Source organism: Streptomyces roseifaciens, from assembly GCF_001445655.1.
Taxonomy (GTDB): Bacteria; Actinomycetota; Actinomycetes; order Streptomycetales; family Streptomycetaceae; genus Streptomyces; species Streptomyces aureoversilis.
The window spans coordinates 458,611-482,228 of record NZ_LNBE01000004.1 but is presented as its reverse complement, the minus strand read 5'-3'; the positions used below and the strand labels follow the sequence as shown (position 1 = coordinate 482,228).

24 protein-coding genes are annotated in these 23,618 nt (G+C 72.7%); 12 read left to right on the top strand and 12 right to left on the bottom strand.

The genetic code is table 11. The annotated features are described in order from the left end of the window. The first annotated feature begins 49 nt into the window (after positions 1-49). Positions 50-1,468: an MFS transporter gene (locus AS857_RS19230; protein WP_058044540.1), complete on the top strand. Its 1,419-nt coding sequence runs from the start codon at positions 50-52 to the stop codon at positions 1,466-1,468. Further along, positions 1,465-1,914, top strand: coding sequence for a MarR family winged helix-turn-helix transcriptional regulator (locus AS857_RS19225; protein ID WP_058044539.1), 450 nt, complete (start codon positions 1,465-1,467; stop codon positions 1,912-1,914). Before AS857_RS19230 ends, AS857_RS19225 begins: the two co-directional genes overlap by 4 nt. 234 nt (positions 1,915-2,148) lie before the next feature. On the opposite strand, the gene AS857_RS19220 is transcribed toward AS857_RS19225, so the two are convergent. Continuing rightward, entirely contained in the window at positions 2,149-3,045 is an 897-nt protein-coding gene (locus AS857_RS19220) for a helix-turn-helix transcriptional regulator (RefSeq protein WP_058044538.1), read from the bottom strand. A gap of 101 nt (positions 3,046-3,146) precedes the next feature. Here AS857_RS19220 and AS857_RS19215 point away from each other — a divergent pair, with 101 nt between their 5' ends. The 3 genes from AS857_RS19215 to AS857_RS19205 all read left to right on the top strand — a co-directional run bounded on the left by AS857_RS19215 (position 3,147) and on the right by AS857_RS19205 (position 6,766). Next, positions 3,147-4,619, top strand: a complete 1,473-nt coding sequence (locus AS857_RS19215) for an MFS transporter (RefSeq protein ID WP_058044537.1) — start codon at positions 3,147-3,149, stop codon at positions 4,617-4,619. A gap of 115 nt (positions 4,620-4,734) precedes the next feature. Next, the gene (locus AS857_RS19210) at positions 4,735-5,739 is read left to right on the top strand and encodes an aldo/keto reductase (protein WP_058044536.1); all 1,005 of its coding nucleotides are present in this window, start codon (positions 4,735-4,737) and stop codon (positions 5,737-5,739) included. Between the two features lie 445 nt (positions 5,740-6,184). Continuing rightward, positions 6,185-6,766, top strand: a complete 582-nt coding sequence (locus AS857_RS19205; protein ID WP_058044535.1) for a TetR/AcrR family transcriptional regulator — start codon at positions 6,185-6,187, stop codon at positions 6,764-6,766. 22 nt (positions 6,767-6,788) lie between these two features. Here AS857_RS19205 and AS857_RS19200 read toward each other — a convergent pair whose 3' ends face one another. From AS857_RS19200 to AS857_RS19190, 3 genes are all read right to left on the bottom strand, one after another. Beyond that, entirely contained in the window at positions 6,789-7,433 is a 645-nt protein-coding gene (locus tag AS857_RS19200; protein WP_058044534.1) for a response regulator transcription factor, read from the bottom strand. Further along, positions 7,421-8,623, bottom strand: coding sequence for a sensor histidine kinase (locus AS857_RS19195; protein WP_058046906.1), 1,203 nt, complete (start codon positions 8,621-8,623; stop codon positions 7,421-7,423). The genes AS857_RS19200 and AS857_RS19195 overlap by 13 nt, the downstream gene beginning before the upstream one ends. 169 nt (positions 8,624-8,792) lie before the next feature. Beyond that, on the bottom strand, positions 8,793-10,175 hold the full coding sequence (locus AS857_RS19190) for a glycine--tRNA ligase (protein WP_058044533.1): 1,383 nt from the start codon (positions 10,173-10,175) through the stop codon (positions 8,793-8,795). A 164-nt stretch (positions 10,176-10,339) separates the two neighbouring features. Between AS857_RS19190 and AS857_RS19185 the strand changes: the two genes are divergently transcribed. The 4 genes from AS857_RS19185 to AS857_RS19170 all read left to right on the top strand — a co-directional run bounded on the left by AS857_RS19185 (position 10,340) and on the right by AS857_RS19170 (position 13,579). Further along, complete coding sequence (locus tag AS857_RS19185) at positions 10,340-11,395, top strand: metal ABC transporter substrate-binding protein (protein WP_058044532.1); 1,056 nt, start codon at positions 10,340-10,342, stop codon at positions 11,393-11,395. Between the two features lie 20 nt (positions 11,396-11,415). Continuing rightward, positions 11,416-12,183, top strand: coding sequence for a metal ABC transporter ATP-binding protein (locus tag AS857_RS19180; protein ID WP_058044531.1), 768 nt, complete (start codon positions 11,416-11,418; stop codon positions 12,181-12,183). Then, positions 12,183-13,073 carry a metal ABC transporter permease gene (locus AS857_RS19175; RefSeq protein WP_058044530.1) on the top strand — a complete coding sequence of 297 codons (891 nt, stop codon included), beginning with the start codon at positions 12,183-12,185 and terminating at the stop codon, positions 13,071-13,073. Before AS857_RS19180 ends, AS857_RS19175 begins: the two co-directional genes overlap by 1 nt. A 95-nt stretch (positions 13,074-13,168) precedes the next feature. Continuing rightward, positions 13,169-13,579, top strand: coding sequence for a Fur family transcriptional regulator (locus AS857_RS19170; RefSeq protein ID WP_058044529.1), 411 nt, complete (start codon positions 13,169-13,171; stop codon positions 13,577-13,579). 66 nt (positions 13,580-13,645) lie between these two features. Here AS857_RS19170 and AS857_RS19165 read toward each other — a convergent pair whose 3' ends face one another. Both AS857_RS19165 and recO read right to left on the bottom strand, forming a co-directional pair. Further along, positions 13,646-14,479 carry an isoprenyl transferase gene (locus tag AS857_RS19165; RefSeq protein ID WP_058044528.1) on the bottom strand — a complete coding sequence of 278 codons (834 nt, stop codon included), beginning with the start codon at positions 14,477-14,479 and terminating at the stop codon, positions 13,646-13,648. Between the two features lie 30 nt (positions 14,480-14,509). Further along, positions 14,510-15,256 carry a DNA repair protein RecO gene (recO, locus tag AS857_RS19160; RefSeq protein ID WP_058044527.1) on the bottom strand — a complete coding sequence of 249 codons (747 nt, stop codon included), beginning with the start codon at positions 15,254-15,256 and terminating at the stop codon, positions 14,510-14,512. A 97-nt stretch (positions 15,257-15,353) separates the two neighbouring features. Here recO and AS857_RS19155 point away from each other — a divergent pair, with 97 nt between their 5' ends. Continuing rightward, the gene (locus tag AS857_RS19155) at positions 15,354-16,478 is read left to right on the top strand and encodes a hypothetical protein (RefSeq protein WP_058044526.1); all 1,125 of its coding nucleotides are present in this window, start codon (positions 15,354-15,356) and stop codon (positions 16,476-16,478) included. Positions 16,479-16,490: 12 nt separating this feature from the next. Here the strand turns inward: AS857_RS19155 and AS857_RS19150 are convergent, their stop codons facing one another. Both AS857_RS19150 and leuA read right to left on the bottom strand, forming a co-directional pair. After that, positions 16,491-17,228, bottom strand: a complete 738-nt coding sequence (locus tag AS857_RS19150; RefSeq protein ID WP_058046905.1) for a tellurite resistance TerB family protein — start codon at positions 17,226-17,228, stop codon at positions 16,491-16,493. A 177-nt stretch (positions 17,229-17,405) separates the two neighbouring features. Further along, positions 17,406-19,175: a 2-isopropylmalate synthase gene (leuA, locus tag AS857_RS19145; RefSeq protein ID WP_058044525.1), complete on the bottom strand. Its 1,770-nt coding sequence runs from the start codon at positions 19,173-19,175 to the stop codon at positions 17,406-17,408. 329 nt (positions 19,176-19,504) lie between these two features. Between leuA and AS857_RS19140 the strand changes: the two genes are divergently transcribed. Beyond that, on the top strand, positions 19,505-20,563 hold the full coding sequence (locus AS857_RS19140) for a M4 family metallopeptidase (RefSeq protein WP_058044524.1): 1,059 nt from the start codon (positions 19,505-19,507) through the stop codon (positions 20,561-20,563). A 29-nt stretch (positions 20,564-20,592) separates the two neighbouring features. Next, positions 20,593-20,865 (top strand): protealysin inhibitor emfourin, encoded by a 273-nt coding sequence (locus AS857_RS19135; RefSeq protein ID WP_058044523.1) that lies wholly within the window; start codon positions 20,593-20,595, stop codon positions 20,863-20,865. A 39-nt stretch (positions 20,866-20,904) separates the two neighbouring features. On the opposite strand, the gene era is transcribed toward AS857_RS19135, so the two are convergent. From era to AS857_RS19115, 4 genes are all read right to left on the bottom strand, one after another. Continuing rightward, a complete protein-coding gene (gene era, locus AS857_RS19130; RefSeq protein WP_058044522.1) occupies positions 20,905-21,846 on the bottom strand; it encodes a GTPase Era in 942 nt (313 codons plus the stop codon). 107 nt (positions 21,847-21,953) lie between these two features. Then, positions 21,954-22,364 (bottom strand): hypothetical protein, encoded by a 411-nt coding sequence (locus AS857_RS19125; RefSeq protein WP_058044521.1) that lies wholly within the window; start codon positions 22,362-22,364, stop codon positions 21,954-21,956. Between the two features lie 3 nt (positions 22,365-22,367). Next, positions 22,368-22,718 carry a hypothetical protein gene (locus tag AS857_RS19120; RefSeq protein WP_058046904.1) on the bottom strand — a complete coding sequence of 117 codons (351 nt, stop codon included), beginning with the start codon at positions 22,716-22,718 and terminating at the stop codon, positions 22,368-22,370. 44 nt (positions 22,719-22,762) lie between these two features. Next, complete coding sequence (locus AS857_RS19115; RefSeq protein ID WP_058044520.1) at positions 22,763-23,545, bottom strand: hypothetical protein; 783 nt, start codon at positions 23,543-23,545, stop codon at positions 22,763-22,765. Between the last annotated feature and the right edge of the window lie 73 nt (positions 23,546-23,618).

Here is a 23,618-nt window from a genome sequence, read left to right as displayed (position 1 = left end):
TGGAGATGTACAACTATCTGTTGTGCGCCCACTCCCCCAGGGGGTCCCCTTGCCCGAGCTCTCCCGGCGCCGCCGGCTGCTGATCCTCGCCATCTGCTGCACGAGCCTGCTGATGGTGAGCCTCGACAACACGATCCTCAACGTGGCGCTGCCCTCCATGCAGCGGGAGCTCGACGCCTCCGTCTCCGGGCTGCAGTGGACGATCGACGCCTACACCCTCGTCCTCGCCTCGCTGCTGATGCTCGCCGGCTCGACCGCCGACCGGCTGGGCCGCAGACGCGTCTTCCAGGCCGGGCTGGTGCTCTTCACCGCCGGCTCCGTGCTGTGCAGCCTGGCGCCGGGGCTCGGCTGGCTGATCGTCTTCCGCATGGTGCAGGCCGTGGGCGGCTCCATGCTCAACCCCGTCGCCATGTCGATCATCACCAACACGTTCACCGACCCCCGGGAGCGGGCCCGCGCCATAGGCGTGTGGGGCGGCGTCGTCGGCATCAGCATGGCCGCCGGGCCGATCATCGGCGGCGCGCTCGTCGAGACGACCGGCTGGCGGGCCATCTTCTGGATCAACCTGCCGGTCGGGCTGGCCGCGCTCGCCATGACCGCGCGGTACGTGCCCGAGTCCCGCGCCGCCACCGCCCGCCGGGCCGACCCCGTCGGCCAGCTGCTGGTGATCGCGCTGCTCGGCTCGCTCACGTACGGGATCATCGAGGGCGCCGCCGCCGGGTGGGGCTCGCCCCTCATCCTCGGCTGCTTCGCCGTCGCCGCCGCCTCCCTGGCCGCGCTCGTCCCCTACGAGCGGCGCCGCGCGGAACCCCTGATCGAGCCGCGGCTCTTCCGCAGCGCGCCCTTCAGCGGGGCCACCGTCACCGCGGTGTCCGCCTTCGCCGCGCTCGGCGGCTTCCTCTTCCTCAACACCCTGCACCTGCAGAACGAGCGCGGCCTCTCCGCCCTCGACGCCGGCCTCTACATGCTGCCCATGGCCGTCATGTGCCTGGTCTTCGCGCCGCTGTCCGGCCGGCTCGTCGGGGCCCGCGGGCCGCGGCTGCCGCTGCTGCTCGCCGGGGTGGCCATGACGGCGAGCGGCCTGCTCTTCGCCGCCTTCGACGCGGGCTCCTCCGACGCCCTGCTGTTCACCGCCTACGTCCTCTTCGGCATCGGCTTCGGCCTGGTGAACGCGCCCATCACCAACACCGCCGTCTCCGGCCTGCCGCGCGCCCGGGCCGGGGTCGCCGCCGCCGTCGCCTCCACCAGCCGGCAGGTCGGCAGCTCGCTGGGCGTCGCCGTGATCGGCGCGGCCGTCGCCGCGGGGCTGCAGGGAACCGGCTGGTGGATCGTCTCCGGCTGCGGTGCGGCCGTCCTCCTGGTCGGTACGATCACCACCGGCCGCTGGGCCGCCCGGACCGCCGAGCGGGCCGCGGCCCGCCCCGACCCCCACGCCGAGCGGAGCAGGATCCCGGTGACGACACCATGACCGCGCACGACACACACGACGAGGCCGCGCAGCGTGCCTGGGGGCAGCTGCGGGAGATCGTCCTCGGCGGCAACGAGCGCCGCAAGGAGGTCGTCGAAGCGCTCGGCATGAGCTTCTTCCGCGTCAAGGCCCTGCGGCGGATCGCCCGCGGCCCGCTCACGCTCCGCGAACTGGCCGAACAGCTGCTCACCGACCGGCCCTACGCCACGCTGGTCGTGGACGACCTCGCCGGGCGCGGCCTGGTGGAACGCACCGCGAACCCGGCCGACCGCCGCTCGAAGATCGTCTCGGCCACGCCGGCGGGCCGCGAGGCGGCGGCCCGGGCAGAAGCCATCCTCGGCACCCCGCCCCCGGCCCTCCTGGCCCTCCCCCCGGAAGACCTCGCGGCCCTGGACCGCATCACGGCCCGCCTGACGGGAACACCGGACCGGAACGCTCCGGAGTAGGCCGCGAGCGGCCCGGGGCCGGCCCGGCACCGCCGAGCTCCACGGTGGTGGTTACGCGCCGCGGCGGCGGAACAGAAAGTCGCCGGCGCCCACAACGTCCGCCGCGACGGCGAGAAACCCCGACGGCGCATCCCGGCGGTGCCATGCGGCCCGGGCCCGAGGCCTGTTCGGCACCGCCGGACGCCACCGTAGCGGTTGCTCACCACCGCGGCGGAAGGAGGTCGCCGGGCTCCCTCAGGGCGTACCGCCGCTCGTGAGTGCGATCAGGCGTTCGTGGGTCGTGGTGTCCGCGGGGGTGAACGTCACCAGGCGGCCGCCCGGGTGGGGGCCGGTCCAGAGGCTGGTGTGGTTCAGGCGGAGTTCGCCCGTGCGGGCGTGCCACAGGGTGCGTACGCGGTAGGCCGTGACGGGGGCGACCTCGTGCCGGGCCCACAGCATCCGGAACTCCGGTGACGCCCGCAGCAGCTTCGCCAGCAGGTGCTTCCACGCCGGATCGGTGAGGTGCTCGGCCATGGCCGCGCGGAACTTCGCGGCCATGGCCCGGATCGTCTCCTCCCGGTCGAGGAACGTGGCCCGCACCTCGGCGTTGGTGAAGGCGAGCCACATGCAGTTGCGCTCCTCGGGCGGCAGCTTGTCGAGGTCGCACATGAGCGCGCTGTAGGTGCGGTTGTAGGCGAGGATGTCGTAGCGCGAGTTCTGGATGCAGGCGGGGAACGGCTCCAGCCGGTCCAGCATCATCCGCAGGTCCGCGGAGACCCCGGGGCAGTCGGTCTCCGGCAGCGGGTCGACCGCGTTGGCGAGGGCGAAGAGGTGACTGCGCTCGCTGCGGTCGAGCTGGAGGGCGCGGGCGACGGCGTCGAGGACCTGCGGCGAGACCTTGATGTCGCGGGCCTGTTCCAGCCACGTGTACCAGGTGACGCCGACGGCGGCGAGGTGGGCGACCTCCTCCCGGCGCAGCCCGGGCGTGCGCCGCCGGGGCCCGCGCGGCAGCCCGGCCTGTTCGGGGGAGACGCGCTCGCGGCGGCTGCGCAGGAACGCGGCGAGTTCCCCGCGGCGTACGTCGTCGGCGGTGAGCAGGGGCGCGGACGCGGACGCGGCGACGGTCCGGGGTTCCTGCAGCATCGTGGTCATGTCTCCAGCGTGCGCGAGGCCGGCGGCCCGTTCCAGGTAGTACGGGTACCAGGATAAGAAGGCTCTGGTACCGGTCTGGACGGGCGGGCATCGTCGGGACGGTGAGCGATACCCGGATAACCTCCCCCACCGAAGCGGCCGTTGCCGCCCCCGTCCCGCATCCCGCCCCGCATTCCGCCGCGCATCCCGTCCTGACCCCCTTGGGCCTGTTCACCGTGCTGGTCGGCGCGGCGCTGCCCATGGTCGACTTCTTCATCGTCAACGTCGCCCTGCCGGCCATCGACCACGACCTGCACGCGGGCCCGGCGCTCCTGGAGATGGTGGTCGGCGGCTACGGGGTCGCGTACGCCGTGCTGCTGGTGCTCGGCGGGCGGTTGGGCGACACGGTGGGGCGGCGCCGGCTGTTCCTGTGGGGCACGGCCGCGTTCGGGGTGACGTCGGTGGCGTGCGGGCTGGCGCCGGGCGCCTGGGAGCTGGTGATCGCGCGGATCGCGCAGGGCGCGGCGTCCGCGCTGATGCTGCCGCAGGTGCTGGCGACGATCCAGGCCACGACGAGCGGGGAGGCCCGGGCCAGGGCGCTCAGCTTCTACAGCGGTACGTCCGGGGTCGCCGCCTCGGTCGGCCAGGTGCTGGGCGGGGTGCTGGTCGCGGCGGACGTCGCGGGCATGGGCTGGCGGTCGATCTTCCTGGTGAACGCGCCGGTCGCGGCGGTGGCGCTGCTGCTGGCGGGCCGCGCGGTGCCCGAGACCCGCTCGGCGCGCCCGACGCGGGTGGACGGCCTGGGTACGGCGCTGCTGTCGCTGTCGCTCGTCTCCCTGCTGGTGCCGCTGACGGAGGGCCGGGCGACGGGCTGGCCGGTGTGGTCGTGGGTGCTGCTGGCGGTCTTCCCGTTCGCGGCGGTGGCGTTCGCCGTCACGGAGCGGCGCCTGGAGCGGTCCGGCGGGGAGGGGCGGACGCCGCTGGTGCCGCCGTCGCTGCTGCGGGTGCGGTCGGTGCGTACGGGGCTGGCGGTGCTGGTGCCGTTCTCGCTCGGCTGGGGCGGCTTCATGTTCGTCCTGGCGGTGGTGCTGCAGGAGGGGCTGCGGCTGGGGCCGCTGGCGGCGGGGCTGTCGCTGGTGCCGATGTGCGTGACGTTCTTCGCGGCCTCGCTTGCCTGCCCCCGGCTGTTCAGCCGGTACGGGCGGCGGGCCGTGACGGCCGGGGCGCTGGTCCAGGGGGTGGGGCTGCTCGGGGTGGCGGCGGCCTTCTACTGGGGCTGGGACGGGGCGGGGCTGTGGGGCCCGTGCGTGGCGCTGGCCGTCCAGGGTCTGGGGCAGGGGCTGCTGCTGCCGCTGACGCTGCGGACGGTGCTGAGCGAGGTGCCGGTGGCGCAGGCGGGTGTGGGCGGCGGGGTCATGGTCACCACGCAGCAGTCGTTCATGGCGCTGGGCGTGGCCACGCTCGGGTCGCTGTTCCTGTCGCTGTCGGATGCGGTGGGGATGCGGGATGCCCTCGCGGTGACGCTGGGGGTGCAGCTGGTGACGGTGGTGGCGACCGTGCTGCTGACGCTGCGGCTGCCGCGCACGAATGAATGACAGATATTGAAATCTGTCATTCCATGTGCCACTCTTCAAGGGAGCCTGCAATCCGGCTTACCCACTTCTGGGCGGATTGCCCCTTTCTGCCCGCTTCCCCTCCGAAGGAGCTCCCGTGCAGCACCGCACCCTCGGCACCACCGGCCCCCAGGTCTCCGCCCTCGGCCTCGGCGCGATGGGCATGTCCGCCCTCTACGGCGAGACCGACCGCGCCGAGTCGATCGCCACGATCCACGCCGCCCTCGACGCCGGCGTCACCCTGATCGACACCGGCGACTTCTACGGCATGGGCCACAACGAACTGCTCATCGGCGAAGCGCTGCGCACGACGAGCGAGGCCAACCGCGCCAAGGCGCTCACCAGCGTCAAGTTCGGCGCCCTGCGCGACCCGGACGGCGGCTGGTCCGGCTACGACGGCCGCCCCGCCGCGGTGAAGAACTTCGCCGCCTACTCCCTGCAGCGCCTGGGCACCGGCCACATCGACGTCTACCGCATCGCCCGCGTCGACCCCGGCGTGCCGATCGAGGAGACGGTCGGCGCCATCGCCGAGCTCGTCGAGGCCGGCCACGTGCGCCACATCGGCCTCTCCGAGGTGGGCGCCGACACCCTGCGCCGGGCCGCGTCCGTGGCGCCCATCTCCGACCTGCAGATCGAGTACTCGCTGATCTCCCGCGGCATCGAGGAGGAGATCCTGCCCACCGCCCGCGAGCTGGGCATCGGCGTCACCGCGTACGGCGTGCTCTCGCGCGGCCTCATCAGCGGCCACTTCGGCCGGGACCGGCAGCTCGGCGCGGGCGACTTCCGCGGCATGAGCCCGCGCTTCCAGGGCGAGAACCTGCAGCGCAACCTCGACCTGGTAGACGCCCTGCGCAAGGTCGCCGACAGCAAGGGCGCGAGCGTCGCGCAGACCGCCATCGCCTGGGTCCTCGCCCAGGGCGAGGACATCGTCCCCCTCGTCGGCGCCCGCCGCCGCGACCGCCTCACGGAGGCGCTCGGCGCGCTCGCCCTGACCCTGGACGCCGCCGACCTCGCCGCCATCGAGGCGGCCGTCCCCGCGGGCGCCGCGGCCGGCGCGCGCTACCCGGAATCCCAGATGGCCCACCTCGACAGCGAACGGTGAGCCCTACGGGCGGCTCACCCGATCCCCGGACGGGGGTGCGCTTACCGCCGCGGGCAGCCAGTCCGCGCCGCGACGGCGCGCAACCCCCACCGGCGGGTCCGGCGGTGCCACACGGCCCGAGCCCGGGGCCGGACCGGCACCGCCGGGCTTCACCGCGGTGGTTGCTCACCACAGCGGCGGAACAGAGAGGCACGGCCTCTCGCCACCTGCTGCCGCCGGGCAGGAGACCCGCCGCGGCGGCGGAATCGAGAGGCAGCGCCTCTCAACGCTCCCTGCCCCGGCAGGGAACCCCGCCGCGACGGCGCACAACCCCCACCGGCGGGTCCGGCGGTGGGAGACCGGTCGCGGGACTGGGCACCCACCGGCCGGTGCCGGACAGGTACCGTCCATCTGGGCGTACGTCATTCCCGGACCGCCCGTCCCTAGCCGAAAGGTACGAGCCCGCATGTCGCCCGCGCCGCTGACCCCCGAACGCATCCTCGAAGCCACCGAGGACGTGCTGCGCCGCTTCGGGCCCGCCAAGGCCACCGTGGTCGACGTCGCACGTGCGCTGGGCGTCAGTCACGGCAGCGTCTACCGGCACTTCGGCAGCAAGGCCGCCCTGCGGGAGGCGGTCACGCAGCGCTGGCTGGACCTGTCGCACGCGGAGCTGTCGGCCGTCGCCGACGCGGACGGCCCCGCCGGCCCGCGGCTGCGCTCCTGGCTCGCCGCGCTGTTCGCCGCGAAGCGGCGCAAGGCGGGGGACGACCCCGAGCTGTTCGCCACGTACATGGTCCTCGTGGGCGAGAACAGCGCCACGGTCGACCGGCACATCGAGACGATGATCGGGCAGCTGGCCCGGATCGTGGAGAGCGGCGTCCGCAGCGGCGAGTTCGCCGGGACCGACGCCGCGGCCACGGCGCGCGCGCTCTGGGACGCGACGAACCGCTTCCACGACCCGGCGTACGCCGCGGACTGGTCGCTCCCGGGCATCGACGCCGCGTTCGACGCCGTCTGCGACCTGCTGCTGCGCGGCCTGCAGGGCTGAAAAACCGTCAGCCCACGCCCCGTCAGCCCACGCCGAGGAACCGCAGGACCGCCAGCACCCGCCGGTGGTCCGCGTCCGCCTTCGGCAGGTCCAGCTTCGCCAGGATCGAGTTGATGTGCTTGGCGACGGCGCTCTCGCTCACGACCAGCCCCTCCGCGATCCCCGCGTTCGACCGCCCGGACGCCATCAGTTCCAGCACGTCCCGCTCGCGCGGCGTGAGCCGGTCCAGCGGATCGCTGTGCCGGCGCAGCAGCAGCTGCGAGACGACCTGCGGGTCGAGCGCGGTGCCGCCGCCCGCGACGCGCCGCAGCGCGTCGATGAACTCCTCCACGTCGGCGACCCGCTCCTTGAGCAGGTAGCCGACGCCCCGCGTGTCCCCGGACAGCAGGTCGGCGGCGTAGCGCTCCTCCACGTACTGGGAGAGCAGCAGCACGGCCGTGTCCGGCCACTGCTTGCGGATGACGAGCGCGGCGCGCACGCCCTCGTCGGTGAAGCCCGGCGGCATGCGCACGTCGAGGACGGCGAGACCGGGCCGGTGCTCCTCCATCGCCGCCAGCAGCGCCTCCGCGTCGCCGGTCTCCGCGACCACGTCGAACCCGGCCGTCTCCAGGACCTTCACCAGGCCGATCCGGAGCAGGACGGAATCCTCGGCGATCACGGCGCGCACGGCAGCTCCACAGTCACGACGGTCGGGCCCCCCACGGGGCTGCTGATCGAGAACGTGCCGTCGACCGACGCGACCCGCTTGGCCAGTCCGGCCAGCCCGCTGCCGCCCGTAGGGTCGGCCCCGCCCACGCCGTCGTCGGTGACGACGACGAGAAGTATCCCCCCTCGCCGTTCGACGCGGACGTCGGCCCGGTTCGCCCGCGCGTGCTTGACGACGTTGGCGAGCGCTTCGGAGACGACGAAGTAGGCGACGGCCTCGACGGTCGGGGCGGGCCGGTCGGCGAGGTCGACCGTCAGCCCCACGGGCAGGGGCGTCCGCTCGGCGATGCCGGACAGGGCGGCGTCGAGGCCGCGGTCCTCCAGCACGGCCGGGTGCAGGCCGCGTACGAGGTTGCCGAGCTCGGCGATGGCCTCTTTCGCCTCGCGGTGCGCCTCGTCGATGACCTGGCGGGCCTCCTCGGGCAGGTCCTTGAGCGTCACCTTGGCCAGCCCCAGGTTCACCGCCATCGACACGAGCCGCTGCTGGGCCCCGTCGTGCAGGTCGCGCTCGATGCGGCGGCGCTCGGCGTCGGCGGCGTCCACGACGCCGGCGCGGCTCGCGGCGACCTCCTCGACGCGCTGCTCCAGCACCTCGGCGCGGCTGGGGCCGAGGCGGTCCGTGGCGGCGCGGGTGTCGAGCCGGACGAGCGCGCGGGAGAGCCATGCCGCGCCGTAGAGCCCGGCGAGTCCTGCGACGGTGAGGTAGGCGGCCTGTACGGCGTAACCCACCTGCGCCGGCCGCGTGTCGGGCGGCAGCGCCCACACCCAGACGTAGACCGTGGCGGCCACCGCGGCCGCCGCCCACAGCAGCAGCGTCAGCGCGCCGCCCAGCGCGATCAGCGGCCCCGCCACCAGGTGGTAGCCCACCTGCCGCCACGACCAGGACCGGCCCGCGACCGGTATCTCCACCCCGAGCCACGCCCGGAACCGCGCCCGCTGCGCCCGCGTCAGCACGGGGCAGGCGGCCCCGAGGACCCCCGTCATCACCGCCAGGGCGAGCAGGCAGCTGGTCGCCCTCGTCGGCCCGCCGTCCAGCCACGGCACCGCCAGCACGGCGAGCGCCCCGAACTGGACGAGCCCGCCGACGGCGAGGAAGACGGCGGCGCGGCCGGCCCCGTCGAAGGGGCGGCGGAGGGGGATGGGGATTCGCATGGTCACACGGTAGGTGCGCAGGTCAGGGGCGGGCGATGGTGCTGGCGTCCGGCTCGGTGGTGCAGCTGGTGCCACCCTCGGGCGGACGTCCGGGGGGAACGTGGAAAAGCCGGAGGCCCCGGTCCCCGCCGAGTGGGGAACCGGGGCCTCCGGCCGTTACGAAAAGACGTCAGCAACCCAGCAGACGCGAGCCCAGGTAGCCCTCGATCTGGTCGAGGGAGACGCGCTCCTGCTTCATCGTGTCGCGCTCGCGGACGGTCACGGCGTTGTCCTCGAGCGTGTCGAAGTCGACCGTGACGCAGAACGGCGTGCCGATCTCGTCCTGGCGGCGGTAACGGCGGCCGATGGCGCCCGCGTCGTCGAACTCGATGTTCCAGTTCTTGCGCAGGTCCGTGGCGAGGCCCTTGGCCTTCGGGGACAGCTGCGGGTTCCGGGACAGCGGGAGGACGGCGACCTTGACCGGGGCCAGGCGCGGGTCGAGGCGCATCACGACGCGCTTCTCCATGACGCCCTTGGCGTTGGGGGCCTCGTCCTCGTTGTACGCGTCGAGCATGAAGGCGAGCATGGCGCGGTTCAGGCCGGCCGCCGGCTCGATGACGTACGGGAACCAGCGCTCGCCGGCCTCCTGGTCGAAGAAGGTCAGGTCCTGGCCGGAGGCCTGGGAGTGGGCCTTCAGGTCGTAGTCCGTGCGGTTGGCGATGCCTTCCAGCTCGGAGAACTCGGTGCCGCCGAAGTTGAAGCGGTACTCGATGTCAGTGGTGCGCTTGGAGTAGTGGGAGAGCTTCTCCGCGGCATGCTCATACCACCGCATGTTCTCCTCGCGCATGCCGAGGCCGGTGTACCAGCTCCAGCGCTGCTCCATCCAGTACTCGTGCCAGGTCTCGTCCTCGCCCGGCTTGACGAAGAACTCCATCTCCATCTGCTCGAACTCGCGGGTGCGGAAGATGAAGTTGCCCGGCGTGATCTCGTTGCGGAAGGACTTGCCGGTCTGGGCGATGCCGAACGGCGGCTTCTTCCGCGAGGTCTGCTGGACCTGGGCGAAGTTGGTGAAGATGCCCTGCGCGGTCTCGGGGCGCAGGTAGCTGACCGAACCGGAGTCCTGGGTCGGGCCCAGGTGGGTGGACAGCAGGCCGGAGAACAGCTTGGGCTCGGTGAAGGCGCCCTTGGTGCCGCAGTGCGCGCAGTTGAGGTCGGCGAGGCCGTTCTCGGGCAGCTTGCCGTGCTTGGCCTCGTACGCCTCCTCCAGGTGGTCGGCGCGGTAGCGCTTGTGGCAGGAGGTGCACTCGGTCAGCGGGTCCGTGAAGGTCGCGACGTGGCCGGACGCCTCCCAGACCTCACGGGCCAGGATCACCGACGAGTCGAGACCGACGACGTCGTCGCGCGAGGTGACCATGGAGCGCCACCACTGGCGCTTGATGTTCTCCTTGAGCTCCACGCCCAGCGGACCGTAATCCCAGGCGGCACGCTGTCCGCCGTAGATCTCACTGCACGGATAGACGAAGCCACGGCGCTTGCTCAGGCTGACGATGGTGTCGATCTTGTCGGCGGCCACGGTGCTCTCTTCATTGCGACGACGAACAGCGAATGACTCAGGTTACCGGCGCTGCCACCCTCCTAATCAAATCGGCTCTGGCCTTGGCTTGACCATGCCCCTCCGCACCCCGCCCCGGACCACCTTGTTGACAATCGTTTCCATTTTTGTTGAAAATGACTGTCATGAACGTAAGCCGCCTCCCCCAGCTCCGCGCCCCCCGAATACGCACCGCCGTCGTCGCCGCGGCCGCCGCACTCGGAGTGCTCGGTCTCTCCGCCTGTTCCCCGGACGAGTCCGCGGGCAAGGCGGCGGACGGCAAGCTCGCGGTGGTGGCGTCGTTCTACCCCATGCAGTACCTCGCCGAGCAGATCGGCGGCGAGCACGTCAGCGTCACCAACCTGACCAAGCCCGGCGTCGAGCCCCACGACCTGGAGCTCAAGCCCAAGCAGATCGGCTCCCTCGCCGACGCGGGCGCGATCGTCTACCTCAAGGGCGTCCAGCCCGCCGTGGACGAGGCGATCAAGCAGTCGAAGAACAAGCACGCCGTGGACGTGGCCTCCCTCACCGAGCTCGAGGAGCACGGCACCGAGGTCGACGGCAAGCACCACACCACCGGCGACAACCACTCCCACTCCGAGGAGTCGGAGGAGGCCGGGCACGACGACCACGGCCACGACGAGCATGGCCACGAAGGCCACGGGCACGACCACGGGGGCGGCGCCGACCCCCACATCTGGCTCGACCCGGTGAAGTACGCCGAGGCCGCCAAGGGCGTCGCCAAGACCCTCGCCGAGGCCGACCCCGGGCACAAGGGCGACTACGAGAAGAACGCCGACGCCCTGGTGAAGAAGCTCGGCGCCCTGGACGCCAAGTTCAAGGACGGCCTGAAGAACCGCGCCTCGGACACCTTCATCACCACCCACGCGGCCTTCGGCTACCTCGCCGAGCGCTACGGCCTGACCGAGGAGGCCATCAGCGGCCTCGACCCCGAGTCCGAGCCCAGCGCCGCCCGCATCAAGGACCTGCACAAGCTCGCCGAGGACCACCACGTCTCGACGATCTTCTTCGAGACCCTCGCCAGCCCGGCGACCGCGAAGACGCTGGCCAAGGACCTGAAGCTGAAGACCGACGTCCTGGACCCGCTCGAAGGCATCACGGACAAGTCCAAGGGCCACGACTACATCGAGGTCATGGAAGCCAACCTGGCCGCCCTGCAGAAGGCGCTCGGCACCAAGTGAGCGCGCCCGAGGAGATCACCATGGAGCAGCCCGTCATATCCCTGCGGGACGCCACCGCGAGCCTGGGCGGCCGCCCGGTGCTGCGCGGCGTGGACCTGACCGTCCGCTCCGGCGAGGTCGTCGCCCTGCTCGGCGCCAACGGCTCGGGCAAGTCCACGGCCGTGCGCAGCATCGTCGGCCAGGTGCCGCTCACCGGCGGCGAACTGGAGCTCTTCGGCACGCCCCGGCGGCGCTTCCGCGACTGGGCCCGCGTCGGCTACGTGCCGCAGCGCACCACCGCCGCCGGCGGGGTCCCCGCGACCGTGCGCGAGGTCGTCTCGGCCGGGCGGCTCGCCCGCACCCGGTTCGGGATGATGCGCAAGGCCGACAAGGAGGCGGTCATACGCGCCCTGGAGCTCGTCGGCATGGACGACCGCCTCGGGGACTCCGTCGACGCCCTCTCCGGCGGCCAGCACCAGCGGGTCCTCATCGCCCGCGCCCTGGCCGGCGAACCCGAGCTGCTGATCATGGACGAGCCGATGGCCGGCGTCGACCTCGCGAGCCAGGAGGTCCTCGCCGAGGCCCTGCGCGCCCAGGTCGCCCGCGGGGCCACCGTCCTGCTCGTGCTGCACGAGCTGGGCCCGCTGGAGCCGCTCATCGACCGGGCGGTCGTGCTGCGCGACGGCTGCGTCGTCCACGACGGCCCGCCCCCGGAGGCCGTCGGCCAGCACGCGCTGCCCGGCCACGACCACGTACACCCGCACGCCGGCCCGGCTGCGGAACCGATTCGGACAGGGCTGCTGACCTGATGGACATCCTCGACCTCGCCTTCATGCAGCGGGCCCTGCTCGCGGCGCTCCTCGTGGGCGTCACCGCGCCCGCCATCGGCACCTACCTCGTCCAGCGCCGCCAGGCCCTCATGGGCGACGGCCTCGGGCACGTCGCCCTCACCGGCGTCGGCCTCGGCTTCCTGCTGAACTCCAGCCCCGTGTGGATGGCCACCGCCGTGTGCATCGCGGGCGCCGTCGTCATGGAGCTGATCCGCTGGTACGGGCGGACGCGCGGCGACATCGCCCTCGCGATGCTCTTCTACGGCGGCATGGCCGGCGGCGTGATGCTGATGAACCTCTCCGACAACGGCTCCAGCGCCAACCTGAGCAGCTACCTCTTCGGCTCGATCGCCACGGTCTCGGAGGAGGACATCGTCGCGATCTGCATCCTGGCCGCCTTTGTGATCCTCACCACGGTCGGGCTGCGCCGTCAGCTTTTCGCCATCTGCCAGGACGAGGAGTTCGCGCGCGTCACCGGGCTGCCGGTGCGGCTGCTGAACCTGCTCGTCGCCGTCACCGCCGCGGTCACCGTCACCGTCGCCATGCGCGTCGTCGGCCTGCTGCTCGTCAGCGCCCTGATGGTGATCCCGGTCGCCGCCTCGCAGCAGATCACCCGCAGTTTCAAGGCGACCTTCGCCCTCGCGGTGGGCATCGGCGTCACGGTGACCCTCTCCGGCACCGCCACGTCCTACTACGCCGACGTGCCCTCCGGCGCGACCATCGTGCTCTTCGCCATCGGCCTGTTCGTCGTCCTCACCGCGCTCGCCGCGCCCCTGGCGAAGCGGCGCGCGGGGAAGGCCGCGGCGGACGGGGAATGCACCCTCAAGGCGCCGGCCGCGCGCACGGCGGCGGACGACGTCAAGGTCTGACGCCCGTCCGGGCTTGCCCACCCGCCCGCGCGGACTGGCACAATTGCCGTGCGACATGTGCGGATGGGTGTTCAGGCGAGCTGGAGGAGGCAACTGTGGCGACCGCGGGTCCCCCCGTACGCGGCCGGTCCACCAAGCAGCGGGCAGCGGTGGCGGCCGCGCTCGACGAGGTGGACGAGTTCCGTAGCGCGCAAGAACTCCATGACATGCTCAAGCACCGCGGTGCGTCGGTCGGCCTGACCACCGTCTACCGCACGCTGCAGTCCCTCGCCGACGCGGGCGAGGTCGACGTGCTGCGCACCAGCGAGGGCGAGGCGGTCTACCGCCGCTGCTCCAGCGGGCACCACCACCACCTGGTGTGCCGGCTGTGCGGCAAGGCCGTCGAGGTGGAGGGCCCCGCCGTCGAGAAGTGGGCGGACTCCATCGCCGAGGAGCACGGCTTCGTGGACGTCGCGCACACCATCGAGATCTTCGGCACGTGCGGGGAGTGCGCCGCGAAGCGCTGACCCGGCCGCGTGCACCGAGGGCCCCGGGCGATGCCCGGGGCCCTCCTGCGTGCCTGCGCGCTCAGCTCACGCGGTGCCCTGCTCCTCCGCGGGCTGCTGCTCGTTGGGGATCGCCCCGCCGAACCGGCGGTCCCGCGACGCGTACTCCAGGCACGCGCGCCACAGGTCGCGGCGGTCGAAGTCCGGCCAGAGCACGTCCTGGAAGACCATCTCGGCGTAAGCGCTCTGCCAGATCAGGTAGTTGGACGTGCGCTGCTCGCCCGAGGGGCGCAGGAACAGGTCGACGTCCGGCATGTCCGGGTAGTAGAGGTACTTCGCGAAGGTCTTCTCGGTGACCTTGGACGGGTCGAGGCGGCCCGCCTTCACGTCGGCGGCCAGCGCCTGCGCCGCGTCCGCGATCTCCGCGCGCCCGCCGTAGTTCATGCAGAAGTACAGCGTGAGCTTGTCGTTGCCCTTGGTCTGCTCCTGGGCGATCTGGAGCTCCTTGGCCACCGACCGCCACAGCTTGGGCATGCGGCCCACCCAGCGCACCCGGATGCCGAGCTCGTCGAGCTGGTCACGGGTCTTGCGGATGAAGTCGCGGTTGAAGTTCATCAGGAAGCGCACCTCGTCCGGCGAACGCCTCCAGTTCTCGGTGGAGAAGGCGTACAGGGAGATGCTGCCGACGCCCATCTCGATCGCGCCCTGCAGCACGTCCAGCACGCGCTCGGCGCCGACCTTGTGGCCCTCGGTGCGCGGCAGGCCGCGGTCCTTGGCCCAGCGGCCGTTGCCGTCCATGACGATCGCGACGTGCTCGGGGACCAGCTCGCCGGGGATCTTCGGCGGCCGCGCCCCGGACGGGTGCGGCTCGGGTGTGCGGTACTCGCGTCGGGAACGGCCCAGAATCCCGCGTCGTGCCATGCGTGCCACTACTCCTTGGTCCCTGTTTCCCTATTTCTCGACATACCGGAGCGAGCGGAGGCCGCGCTCCAGGTGCCAGTGCAGATACGCCGCGACCAGGCCGCTGCCCTCCCTGACGTGGCGCGGCTCGCAGGCGTCCGCCGTAGCCCAGTCGCCCGTCAGCAGCGCGCCGAGCAGCCCGATCGCCTCCGAGGAGGGTACGACGCTTCCGGGCACCCGGCACTCCCCGCAGACCACGCCGCCGGCGGCCACCGAGAAGAACCGGTTCGGACCCGGCATTCCGCACCGGGCGCAGGCCTCGAAGCTGGGCGCGTAGCCGTTGACGGCGAGGGAGCGCAGCAGGAAGGCGTCCAGGACGAGGCCCGGGGCGTGCTCGCCCGCGGCGAGCGTGCGCAGGCCGCCGACGAGCAGCAGGTACTGCTGCACGGCCGGTTCGCCCTCGTGGTCGGTGAACCGCTCGGCGGTCTCCAGCATGGCGGTGCCCGCGGTGTAGCGCGCGTAGTCGGCGACGATCGGTCCGCCGTACGCGGCGATGGTCTCGCTCTGCGTGCACAGCGGCAGGCTCCGCCCGACGAGCTCGCTCCCCCGCGCGAAGAACTGCACGTCGACGTGCGAGAACGGCTCCAGGCGCGCCCCGAACTTCGACTTGGTCCGCCGCACCCCGCGCGCGACGGCGCGCACGCGGCCGTGGCCGCGCGTGAGGAGGGTGATGATTCTGTCCGCCTCACCGAGCTTCTGGGTCCTGAGGACGACGCCGTCGTCGCGGAAGAGGCTCATGCAGTTATTGTCCCGTACCGACGAAGGCTGAACGTCCCCGCCTCCGGAGGCACAATGTGACCCCCATGTCGATCTTCCTCCCCCCAGTGAGTACCCGGTGACCCCCATCCGCCGCCGACGCCGCAGGCGCCACCCCGTCCGTTCCACCGCAGCCGCGGCCCTCGTGTGCGTGCTGGCCGCGCTGTTCCTGCTGTTCGTCACCGTGCCGGACAAGCGCGCCGACAGCCGGGCCTTCGCGACGGCTCCCGCGTGCGTGGGCGACGAGCCGGCCCTGGAGTGCCGCAAGGTGGTCGAGGGCGCGGTGAAGCACACCGAGACCGCTCCGCAGGGCAAGACGACCCACTACTGGCTCACGTTCACGGGGCGCGACGGCTCCACCCACCACGCGGACATGAACGGGCCGCTCTCGGTCTTCGCCAAGGTCAAGCCCGGCGACAAGGTGCGCGCCACCTACTGGCGCGGCAAGATCCGCTTCGTCGACTTCCGGGGCACCGTGCAGCTGACGGCCGACCAGCCGAAGGACGCCTACCGCCTGCCGTTCGCCTGCGGCCTCGGGCTGCTCGTGCTGGGCGCGACGTTCGCCGGGATCGCCTACTGGATGGTCCGGCACTCCCCCCGCGCCCCCGAGCGGTACACCTGGCAGACCACCGTGCCCACGTGCGCGGGGGTCCTGATCGCCGTCGTCGCGTTCGTCGCGGCCCTGGTCACGGACACGGTGCCGACGGCGCTGACGCTGACCGGCGCGGGGGCGGTGCCGGTCGCCCTCGGCGCCTCGTGGCGCGTGCGGGTGCGGCGGCGGCCGGCGGAGAGCGGGCTCGCCCCGGTCGTCCCCGGCAAGGAGAAGCGCTTCGAGGGCGGGGTCGCGGCGGACACGCCGTACGGCGCCGAGCTCATCGGCCCGTACCTGGTGGCGGGCCCCGGCCTGCTCGCGGTGACCCCCGATCCGGCGGGCCGCACCCTCCGCAGGGCCCTGCCGCGCACGCTGGTCGTGGAGGGCGTCCGCGTCCCCCACCGGTCGGATCCGGCGCGCGTCACCGCGGAGGCCCGGGGCCGGCGGAAGGCGCTGCGCCAGGTGGTCGTGGTCTGCCGCGACGGCCACGGGGAGGTGCTCATCGGCGTGCAGCGCAAGCACGCGCCGTGGGTCCTCGGCGCCCTGCAGGAGCCGGCCCCGGGCGGGGCGGGCGCGCAGGAGCCCGTCCCGCTGTCCGGCTACGGCTCCTGAGCGGCGGGGGCCCTACGACGGCGTCCGCGCCGCGGCCAGCAGCCGGTCCGTGTCCTCCGGGCAGAGCATGAGCGCCCGGCCGACCGTGGCGAGCACCTCGCGCTCCGCGGGCCGGTAGGGGCCGTCGGCGAGGGCGATGCGGGCGCCCTGCAGCAGGATCGATTCGCGGCCCGCGGGGGCGAGGTGGGGGGCGAGGGGCTCCAGCGCCTCGTGCAGCTCGATGGCGAGGGCCGTGCCCCGGGGGTCGAAGCCGTCCCGCCCGGCGTAGGGGGACGGGGTGCCCAGGTCGGTGCCGTAGGCGCCGGGCAGGCGCCCCGTGTCGGCGGCGAGGGCCTCGATCAGGGTGATCAGCTGTTCCTCGCTGCAGTCCACGAAGCCCGCGGCCCGGACCGCGCCGACGGCCGCTCTGCGGACCGTACGGGCCTCGGTGCCGCCCGCGGCGAGGACGGCGAGCGCGACGGTGTGCACGGCGTCGCGCAGCATCGCGGAGAAGCGGGTGGTGGTGGGGTGGTCGAGGACGTCCGTGCCGTAGCGGGCCCGGCACGCGGAGCACTCCACGACCGGCCCGACGGGGCCGCGCGGCAGCAGCGGCAGGCCGAAGGCCACGAGGCGGCGGCGCCCGGTGCGGCGGCGGTAATTGCGGTCGCCGCCGCAGCCGGGGCAGTAGAACTCGCCGTCGCCGACCGTGCGCCATACGGTGCGTACGCCCACCACACACCGGTCCCGGCCGGGTCGGCCCTGCGCGTGCATCACGGCGCACACCTCCATAACGCCACGGCCTCGTCGCCGCGTTGACGTGATGTTAGCCACATCGATGATGCGACGTCAGTACCCCGTGCGCAGACTGCGGGCGTCATACGGGGGAACCCGCCACGGGGCCACCGGATACGGTGGAATCGGCGGCGGCCCCTTGACGGCGGGTCCGCCTCAGCCCCGGTACGCCCGGTTGACCGCCGAGACGACGGCCTTGATCGAGGCGCGCGTGGTGTTCGGGTCGATGCCGATGCCCCACAGCACCTGGCCGTCGATCACGCACTCGATGTACGAGGCGGCGCGGGCGGCGGCGCCCTCGCTCATGGTGTGCTCGCTGTAGTCCAGGACCCGGGCGTCGACGCCGATCGCGCCCAGCGCGTCGACGAAGGCCGAGATCGGACCGTTGCCGGTACCGGTCAGCACCGTGTCGGCACCGTCCACGACGGCCTCGACGGTCAGCGCGTCGCTGCCCTCGCTCGTGGTGGAGGTCTGGGTGGTGCGCAGCGCGATCCGGCCCCAGGGGTTGCCCTCGGTGGGCAGGTACTCGTCCTGGAAGACCGACCAGATCTCGGCGGGGGTGACCTCGCCGCCCTCGGCGTCGGTCTTGCCCTGGATGATCCGGGAGAACTCGATCTGCATCCGGCGCGGCAGGTCCAGCTTGTGGTCGTTCTTCAGGACGTACGCGATGCCGCCCTTGCCGGACTGCGAGTTCACGCGGATGACGGCCTCGTAGGAGCGGCCGACGTCCTTGGGGTCGATCGGCAGGTAGGGGACGGCCCACTCGATGTCGTCCACGCTCTTGCCCTCGGCGGCGGCGCTGTCGGCCATCGCCTCGAAGCCCTTCTTGATGGCGTCCTGGTGGGAGCCGGAGAAGGCGGTGTAGACCAGGTCGCCCGCGTAGGGGTGGCGCGGGTGGACCTCCATCTGGTTGCAGTACTCGGCGGTCCGCCGCACCTCGTCGATCTGCGAGAAGTCGATCATCGGGTCGACGCCCTGGGAGAACAGGTTCATGCCCAGGGTGACCAGGTCGACGTTGCCCGTGCGCTCGCCCTGGCCGAACAGGCAGCCCTCGATCCGGTCGGCCCCGGCCATGATCGCCAGCTCGGCGGCGGCGACGGCGGTGCCCCGGTCGTTGTGCGGGTGTACGGACAGGCAGATGTGCTCGCGGCGCGACAGGTGCCGCGACATCCACTCGAAGCGGTCGGCGTGCGTGGAGGGCGTGGAGCGCTCGACGGTGGCCGGCAGGTTCAGGATGATCTCGCGGCCGGCCTCCGGCTGCCAGACGTCCATGACGCCTTCGCAGACCTCCAGCGCGAAGTCCAGCTCGGTGTCGGTGAAGATCTCCGGGCTGTACTGGAAGCCGAAGACCGTCTCGTCGCCGAGGATCTTCTCCGCGTACTCCACGACCAGCCGGGTGCCGTCGACCGCGATCTGCTTCACCTGCTCCTGCGAGCCGCGGAAGACGACCCGCCGGAAGACCGGCGCGGTGGCGTTGTAGAGGTGGACCGTGGCGCGGCGGGCCCCTCGCAGGGACTCCACCGTGCGCTCGATCAGCTCCTCGCGCGCCTGGGTGAGGACGGAGATCGTCACGTCCTCCGGGATCGCGTCGTCCTCGATGATCGAGCGGACGAAGTCGAAGTCGGTGGCGCCGGAGGAGGGGAAGCCGACCTCGATCTCCTTGTAGCCCATGCGGACCAGCAGGTCGAACATCTCGCGCTTGCGGGCCGGGGACATCGGGTCGATCAGCGCCTGGTTGCCGTCGCGCAGGTCCGTCGACAGCCAGCGGGGAGCCTCGGTGATCCGCCGGCCGGGCCAGGTGCGGTCCGGGATGTCCACGGCCTCGTAGGGGCGGTACTTGTGCACCGGCATCCCGGAGGGGCGCTGGGTCACGGTCGCCGCGGTGAGGGGGGTGGGACGGCCGACGGAAGCGGAGGTCTCGGGCATCTGCGGGGGCTCCTCGTATGTCCTGAGGTGGGGTTCCCCCGGCTCGGCGGCGAGCTCGGGGGAGGCCGACGGGCAGGTCACCACGGGTGACCGCAACGCCTCACACCGCGGGGAGGGGGTCGGCCGATCGACTACAGACCCTCGCCGCGGCAGCTAAGAAGAAGCAGCCCGAAACGCATGATGCACAGCACGGTAGCCGAGCCGGACGGGATTCGGTACGGGCGTTCCAGCATGCGGGACACGGGCGCAACACGGAACGGTGCCACTCGATTGTGTTAATCGGTGCACCGGGGCCTGACAAGGCCGGGGGGCGCTGCCAGATTCAGGCCATGAGTGACAACGTGAAGAGCGTTTTCTGCACCATCGTCCCGCCGCACGTGCTCGACAAGCTCGCACGGGCCGACGATTCCGCGCGCGCCGACATCGCGCAGCGCACCCTGGAGCACGACTCGGCGCACCGCACCCGGCGCCGGGTCACCGCCCTGCGCGGCCTCGCCGCCCCTGCGGGCACCCCCTCCGACAGCCCCCGCCGGACGATCTACGACGCGGAGCACCGGGCGACCCAGCCGGGCCGGAAGGTGCGCGGCGAGGGCGACCCGGCGTCGAAGGACGTCACGGTCAACCGCGCGTACGCCGGGCTCGGCGCCACCTTCGAGCTGTTCTTCAAGGCGTACGGCCGGCGCTCCATCGACGACGCGGGCCTGCAGCTGGACGCCACCGTCCACTACGGCGAGGGCTACAACAACGCCTTCTGGGACGGCAGCCAGATGGTCTTCGGCGACGGCGACGGGGACGTCTTCCTGGACTTCACCATCCCCGTGGACGTCATCGGCCACGAGCTCACCCACGGTGTCACCCAGTACACGGCGAACCTGGAGTACTACGGCCAGTCCGGGGCGCTGAACGAGTCCGTCTCGGACGTCTTCGGCTCGCTGATCAAGCAGTACGCCCTGGGGCAGTCCGCCGAGCAGGCCGACTGGCTGATCGGCCAGGGGCTGCTGGGCCCGGGCGTGGACCGCGGGGTGGCCCTGCGGTCCATGAAGGAGCCGGGCACGGCCTACGAGGACGACGTCCTCGGCAAGGACCCGCAGCCCGGCCACATGGACGACTTCGTCCGCACCTCCCGCGACCAGGGCGGGGTGCACATCAATTCCGGCATCCCCAACCGGGCCTTCTACCTGCTGGCCACCCGGCTCGGCGGCAACGCCTGGGAGCGCGCGGGCAAGGTCTGGTACGCGACGCTGACCAGCGGGAAACTCAAGGAGGACGCCCAGTTCGCCGACTTCGCCCGGCAGACCGTGGCCACCGCCCGCACGCTCTACAGCGACGGCGACGAGGTCCAGGCCGTCCTCAAGGCGTGGGAGCAGGTGGGCGTCCCCACCTCGTAGGGACCGCCCGCCGGGGCGAGAATGACGCCATGCGGATCGTCATCACCCGGACCGGCGGGTTCGCCGGGATCGAGCGTCGGGCCGAGCTGGACACCTCCGGCCGGCCCGACGCCACCCATGTGCAGGCCCTGGCCCACCGCGCGCTCACCGCATCGCCCGCCGAGGCGGCGGCCGTGCGGGGGGTGCCGGACGGCTTCCACTACGAGATCGACGTGGACGGGCGCACGGTGCACTGCGCGGACCCTCATGTCAGCCATGATCAGCGTGAGCTGATCAGGCTGGTACTCAAGGAGGGTGCATAGCCGCGGGGGCGGCTGGAAGCCCAGCGTGCGCAGCTGCCGCTAGAACCCCAGCTTGCGCAGCTGCTTCGGGTCGCGCTGCCAGTCCTTGGCGACCTTCACATGCAGGTCGAGGTAGACCGGGGTACCCAGGAGCGCCTCGATGTGCTTGCGGGACTTCATGCCCACCTCCTTGAGGCGGGCCCCCTTCGGGCCGATGATGATGCCCTTCTGGCTGGGGCGCTCGATGTAGACGTTGGCGTGGATGTCCAGCAGCGGCTTGTTCGCCGGCCGGTCCTCCCGCGGCAGCATCTCCTCGACGACGACGGCGATGGAGTGCGGCAGCTCGTCGCGGACGCCCTCCAGCGCGGCCTCGCGGATCAGCTCGGCCACCATGACCTGCTCGGGCTCGTCGGTGAGGTCGCCCTCGGGGTAGAGCGGCGGGCTCTCCGGCAGCATCGGCGCGATCAGGTCCGCCAGCAGCGACACCTGCTTGTCGCCCACCGCGGAGACCGGGACGATCTCCGCCCACTGGATGCCCAGCTCCTCGCCCAGCTGCTGGATGGCGATCAGCTGCTCGGCGAGCGCCTTGGAGTCCACCAGGTCCGTCTTGGTGACGATGGCGATCTTCGGGGTCTTCTTGATCCCGGCCAGCTCGCTCGCGATGAAGCGGTCGCCGGGGCCGAGCTTCTGGTCGGCGGGCAGGCAGAAGCCGATGACGTCGACCTCGGCCCAGGTGGTCCGGACCACGTCGTTGAGCCGCTCGCCCAGGAGCGTGCGCGGCTTGTGCAGACCGGGGGTGTCGACGAGCACCAGCTGGGCGTCGGGCCGGTGCACGATGCCGCGCACGGTGTGGCGCGTGGTCTGCGGACGGTTGGAGGTGATCGCGACCTTCGTCCCCACCAGTGCGTTGGTCAGGGTCGACTTGCCCGCGTTGGGGCGGCCGACGAAGCACGCGAAGCCCGCGCGGTGGGGGGCCTGGGAGGGGGACGAGGCGTTATCCATACCGGCCATTCTCCCCGATCCCTGCCCACCCGCCGACCAGCGGCCCGTCCGGCCGGACGGTACCGGACGCCGCGACGGGCCGGGCGGGCAGGACGGGCCGTACGGCCTCAGGCCCGCCGCAGGCGCCGCGCGGCCGGCCCGGAGCCGCGGCGCCGCCCGGCCACCTTGGCCACGAGCCACAAGGCCCCGCCGGCGGGCAGCAGCAGGCCGGCCGCGAGGGCGAACCAGTCCGTGCCCTCTCCGCGCGTCCAGCCGAGGACGAGCCCGGTCCACAGGGCGGCGGTGGCCAGGAAGGGACTCCAGCCCCCCACGGTGTCGGCGCGGCCGGCGGCCCGGCGGCGGCCGCGTGCGCGCAGGAGGTCCCTCAGGGCGTGCGGCCACAGGACGATCAGCCAGGCGGCCGTCATCCAGTCGAAGCCCTCGCCGCGGGCCCACTCGACGGCCAGGGTGAGCGTGAGGGCGGCCGACGCCGCGGTCATGAACCAGGCGAAGCCGGCCGGGGTCTCGTTCCGCGCCACGGCTCAGCCGGCGTCGACCCTGCTGCGCAGGGTGCCGTCGGGGCCCGCGAGGAGCACGGGGGTGGCGGGGCCGCCCAGGTCGCGCACGGCCGCGCGGTCCTCCGCGGGGACGGCGTCCGCCTCGGAGACGACGGCCGCGGCCTCCAGGGACTTCGCCCCGCTCGCGACGGCCATGGCGACCGCGGTCCGCAGCGCGCTGAGCCGCAGCGAGTCGAGCGCGACCGTGCCGGCCACGTACGTGCGGCCCGTCTCGTCGCGCACGGCGGCGCCCTCGGGCACGCCGTTGCGGGCGCGCGCGGAACGGGCCAGCGTGATGATCTTGCGGTCTTCGGGGTCCAGCGTCGTCTCCGTCATACCGGGGAGCATAAGCAGCGCCGGTCCCCCCGATCGCCCCGGGATCAGGCCTTGCCGCCGGCCTTCTGCTGCGCCTGCTGCACCTTCTCGACGGCCTTGCGCAGGGACGACTCGAAGGCGGCCGTGTCGGCGGTGGTGAAGCTGGCCTGGGAGACGGTCACGACGGTGCCGCCGACGCGGACGGCCGCGATGTCGTGCTGGATGCTCACGCCCTCCTCGGTCGCGGCGAAGACCACCCGCACGCCGCGCGCCCCGTCGCCGAGCGCGGGCACGGTCAGCTCGCTGCCGGCCGCCTGGTCCGTGGTGCCGTCGGCGCCCTTGGCCGCGAACTTCCCGCAGGCACCGAAGTCGATCTTCTGCTGCATGATCTTGACGGCCTCGGCCTCCTGGTAGGAGGTGACGCCCTGGGTCATCTGGATCCCGGTCTCGCCGGCCTGCTTGAGGTCGGTCATGGCGTGGGCCTGCGCCTTGGGGCCGTTGTCCGCGCCGACGAAGACGTCGAGCAGGGGCTGGCACGCGGCCTTGTCGGCCTTGCCGAACTGCATGCCGGTCGCGCCGACGTCGTAGGCCGGGATGTCCTTGTTGACCTCCCAGCCCGAGGGCAGGTCGCCCGGGGTGAGCAGGGCAGCCTTGGCCTGCGCGGCGGTCAGGGGCCGGGCCCCCGCGTCCTTGCCCGGGGCGGGGGCGGCGCTGCCGCCGGCCGAGCCGCTGCTCTGCGCGGCGGACTGCGGCGCGCCGCCCTGGTCGCCGCCCCCGCACGCGGAGAGGGTCAGGAGGGACGCGGCGGCGACGGCGGCGAGGGCGCCACGGCGCAGGGCAGCGGACACGAGGAATCCTTAGGTAAAGGGACGGTCTGCCCGAAGTATGCACAGGGCAAAGCCCATGGGGCTACGGCGGCCC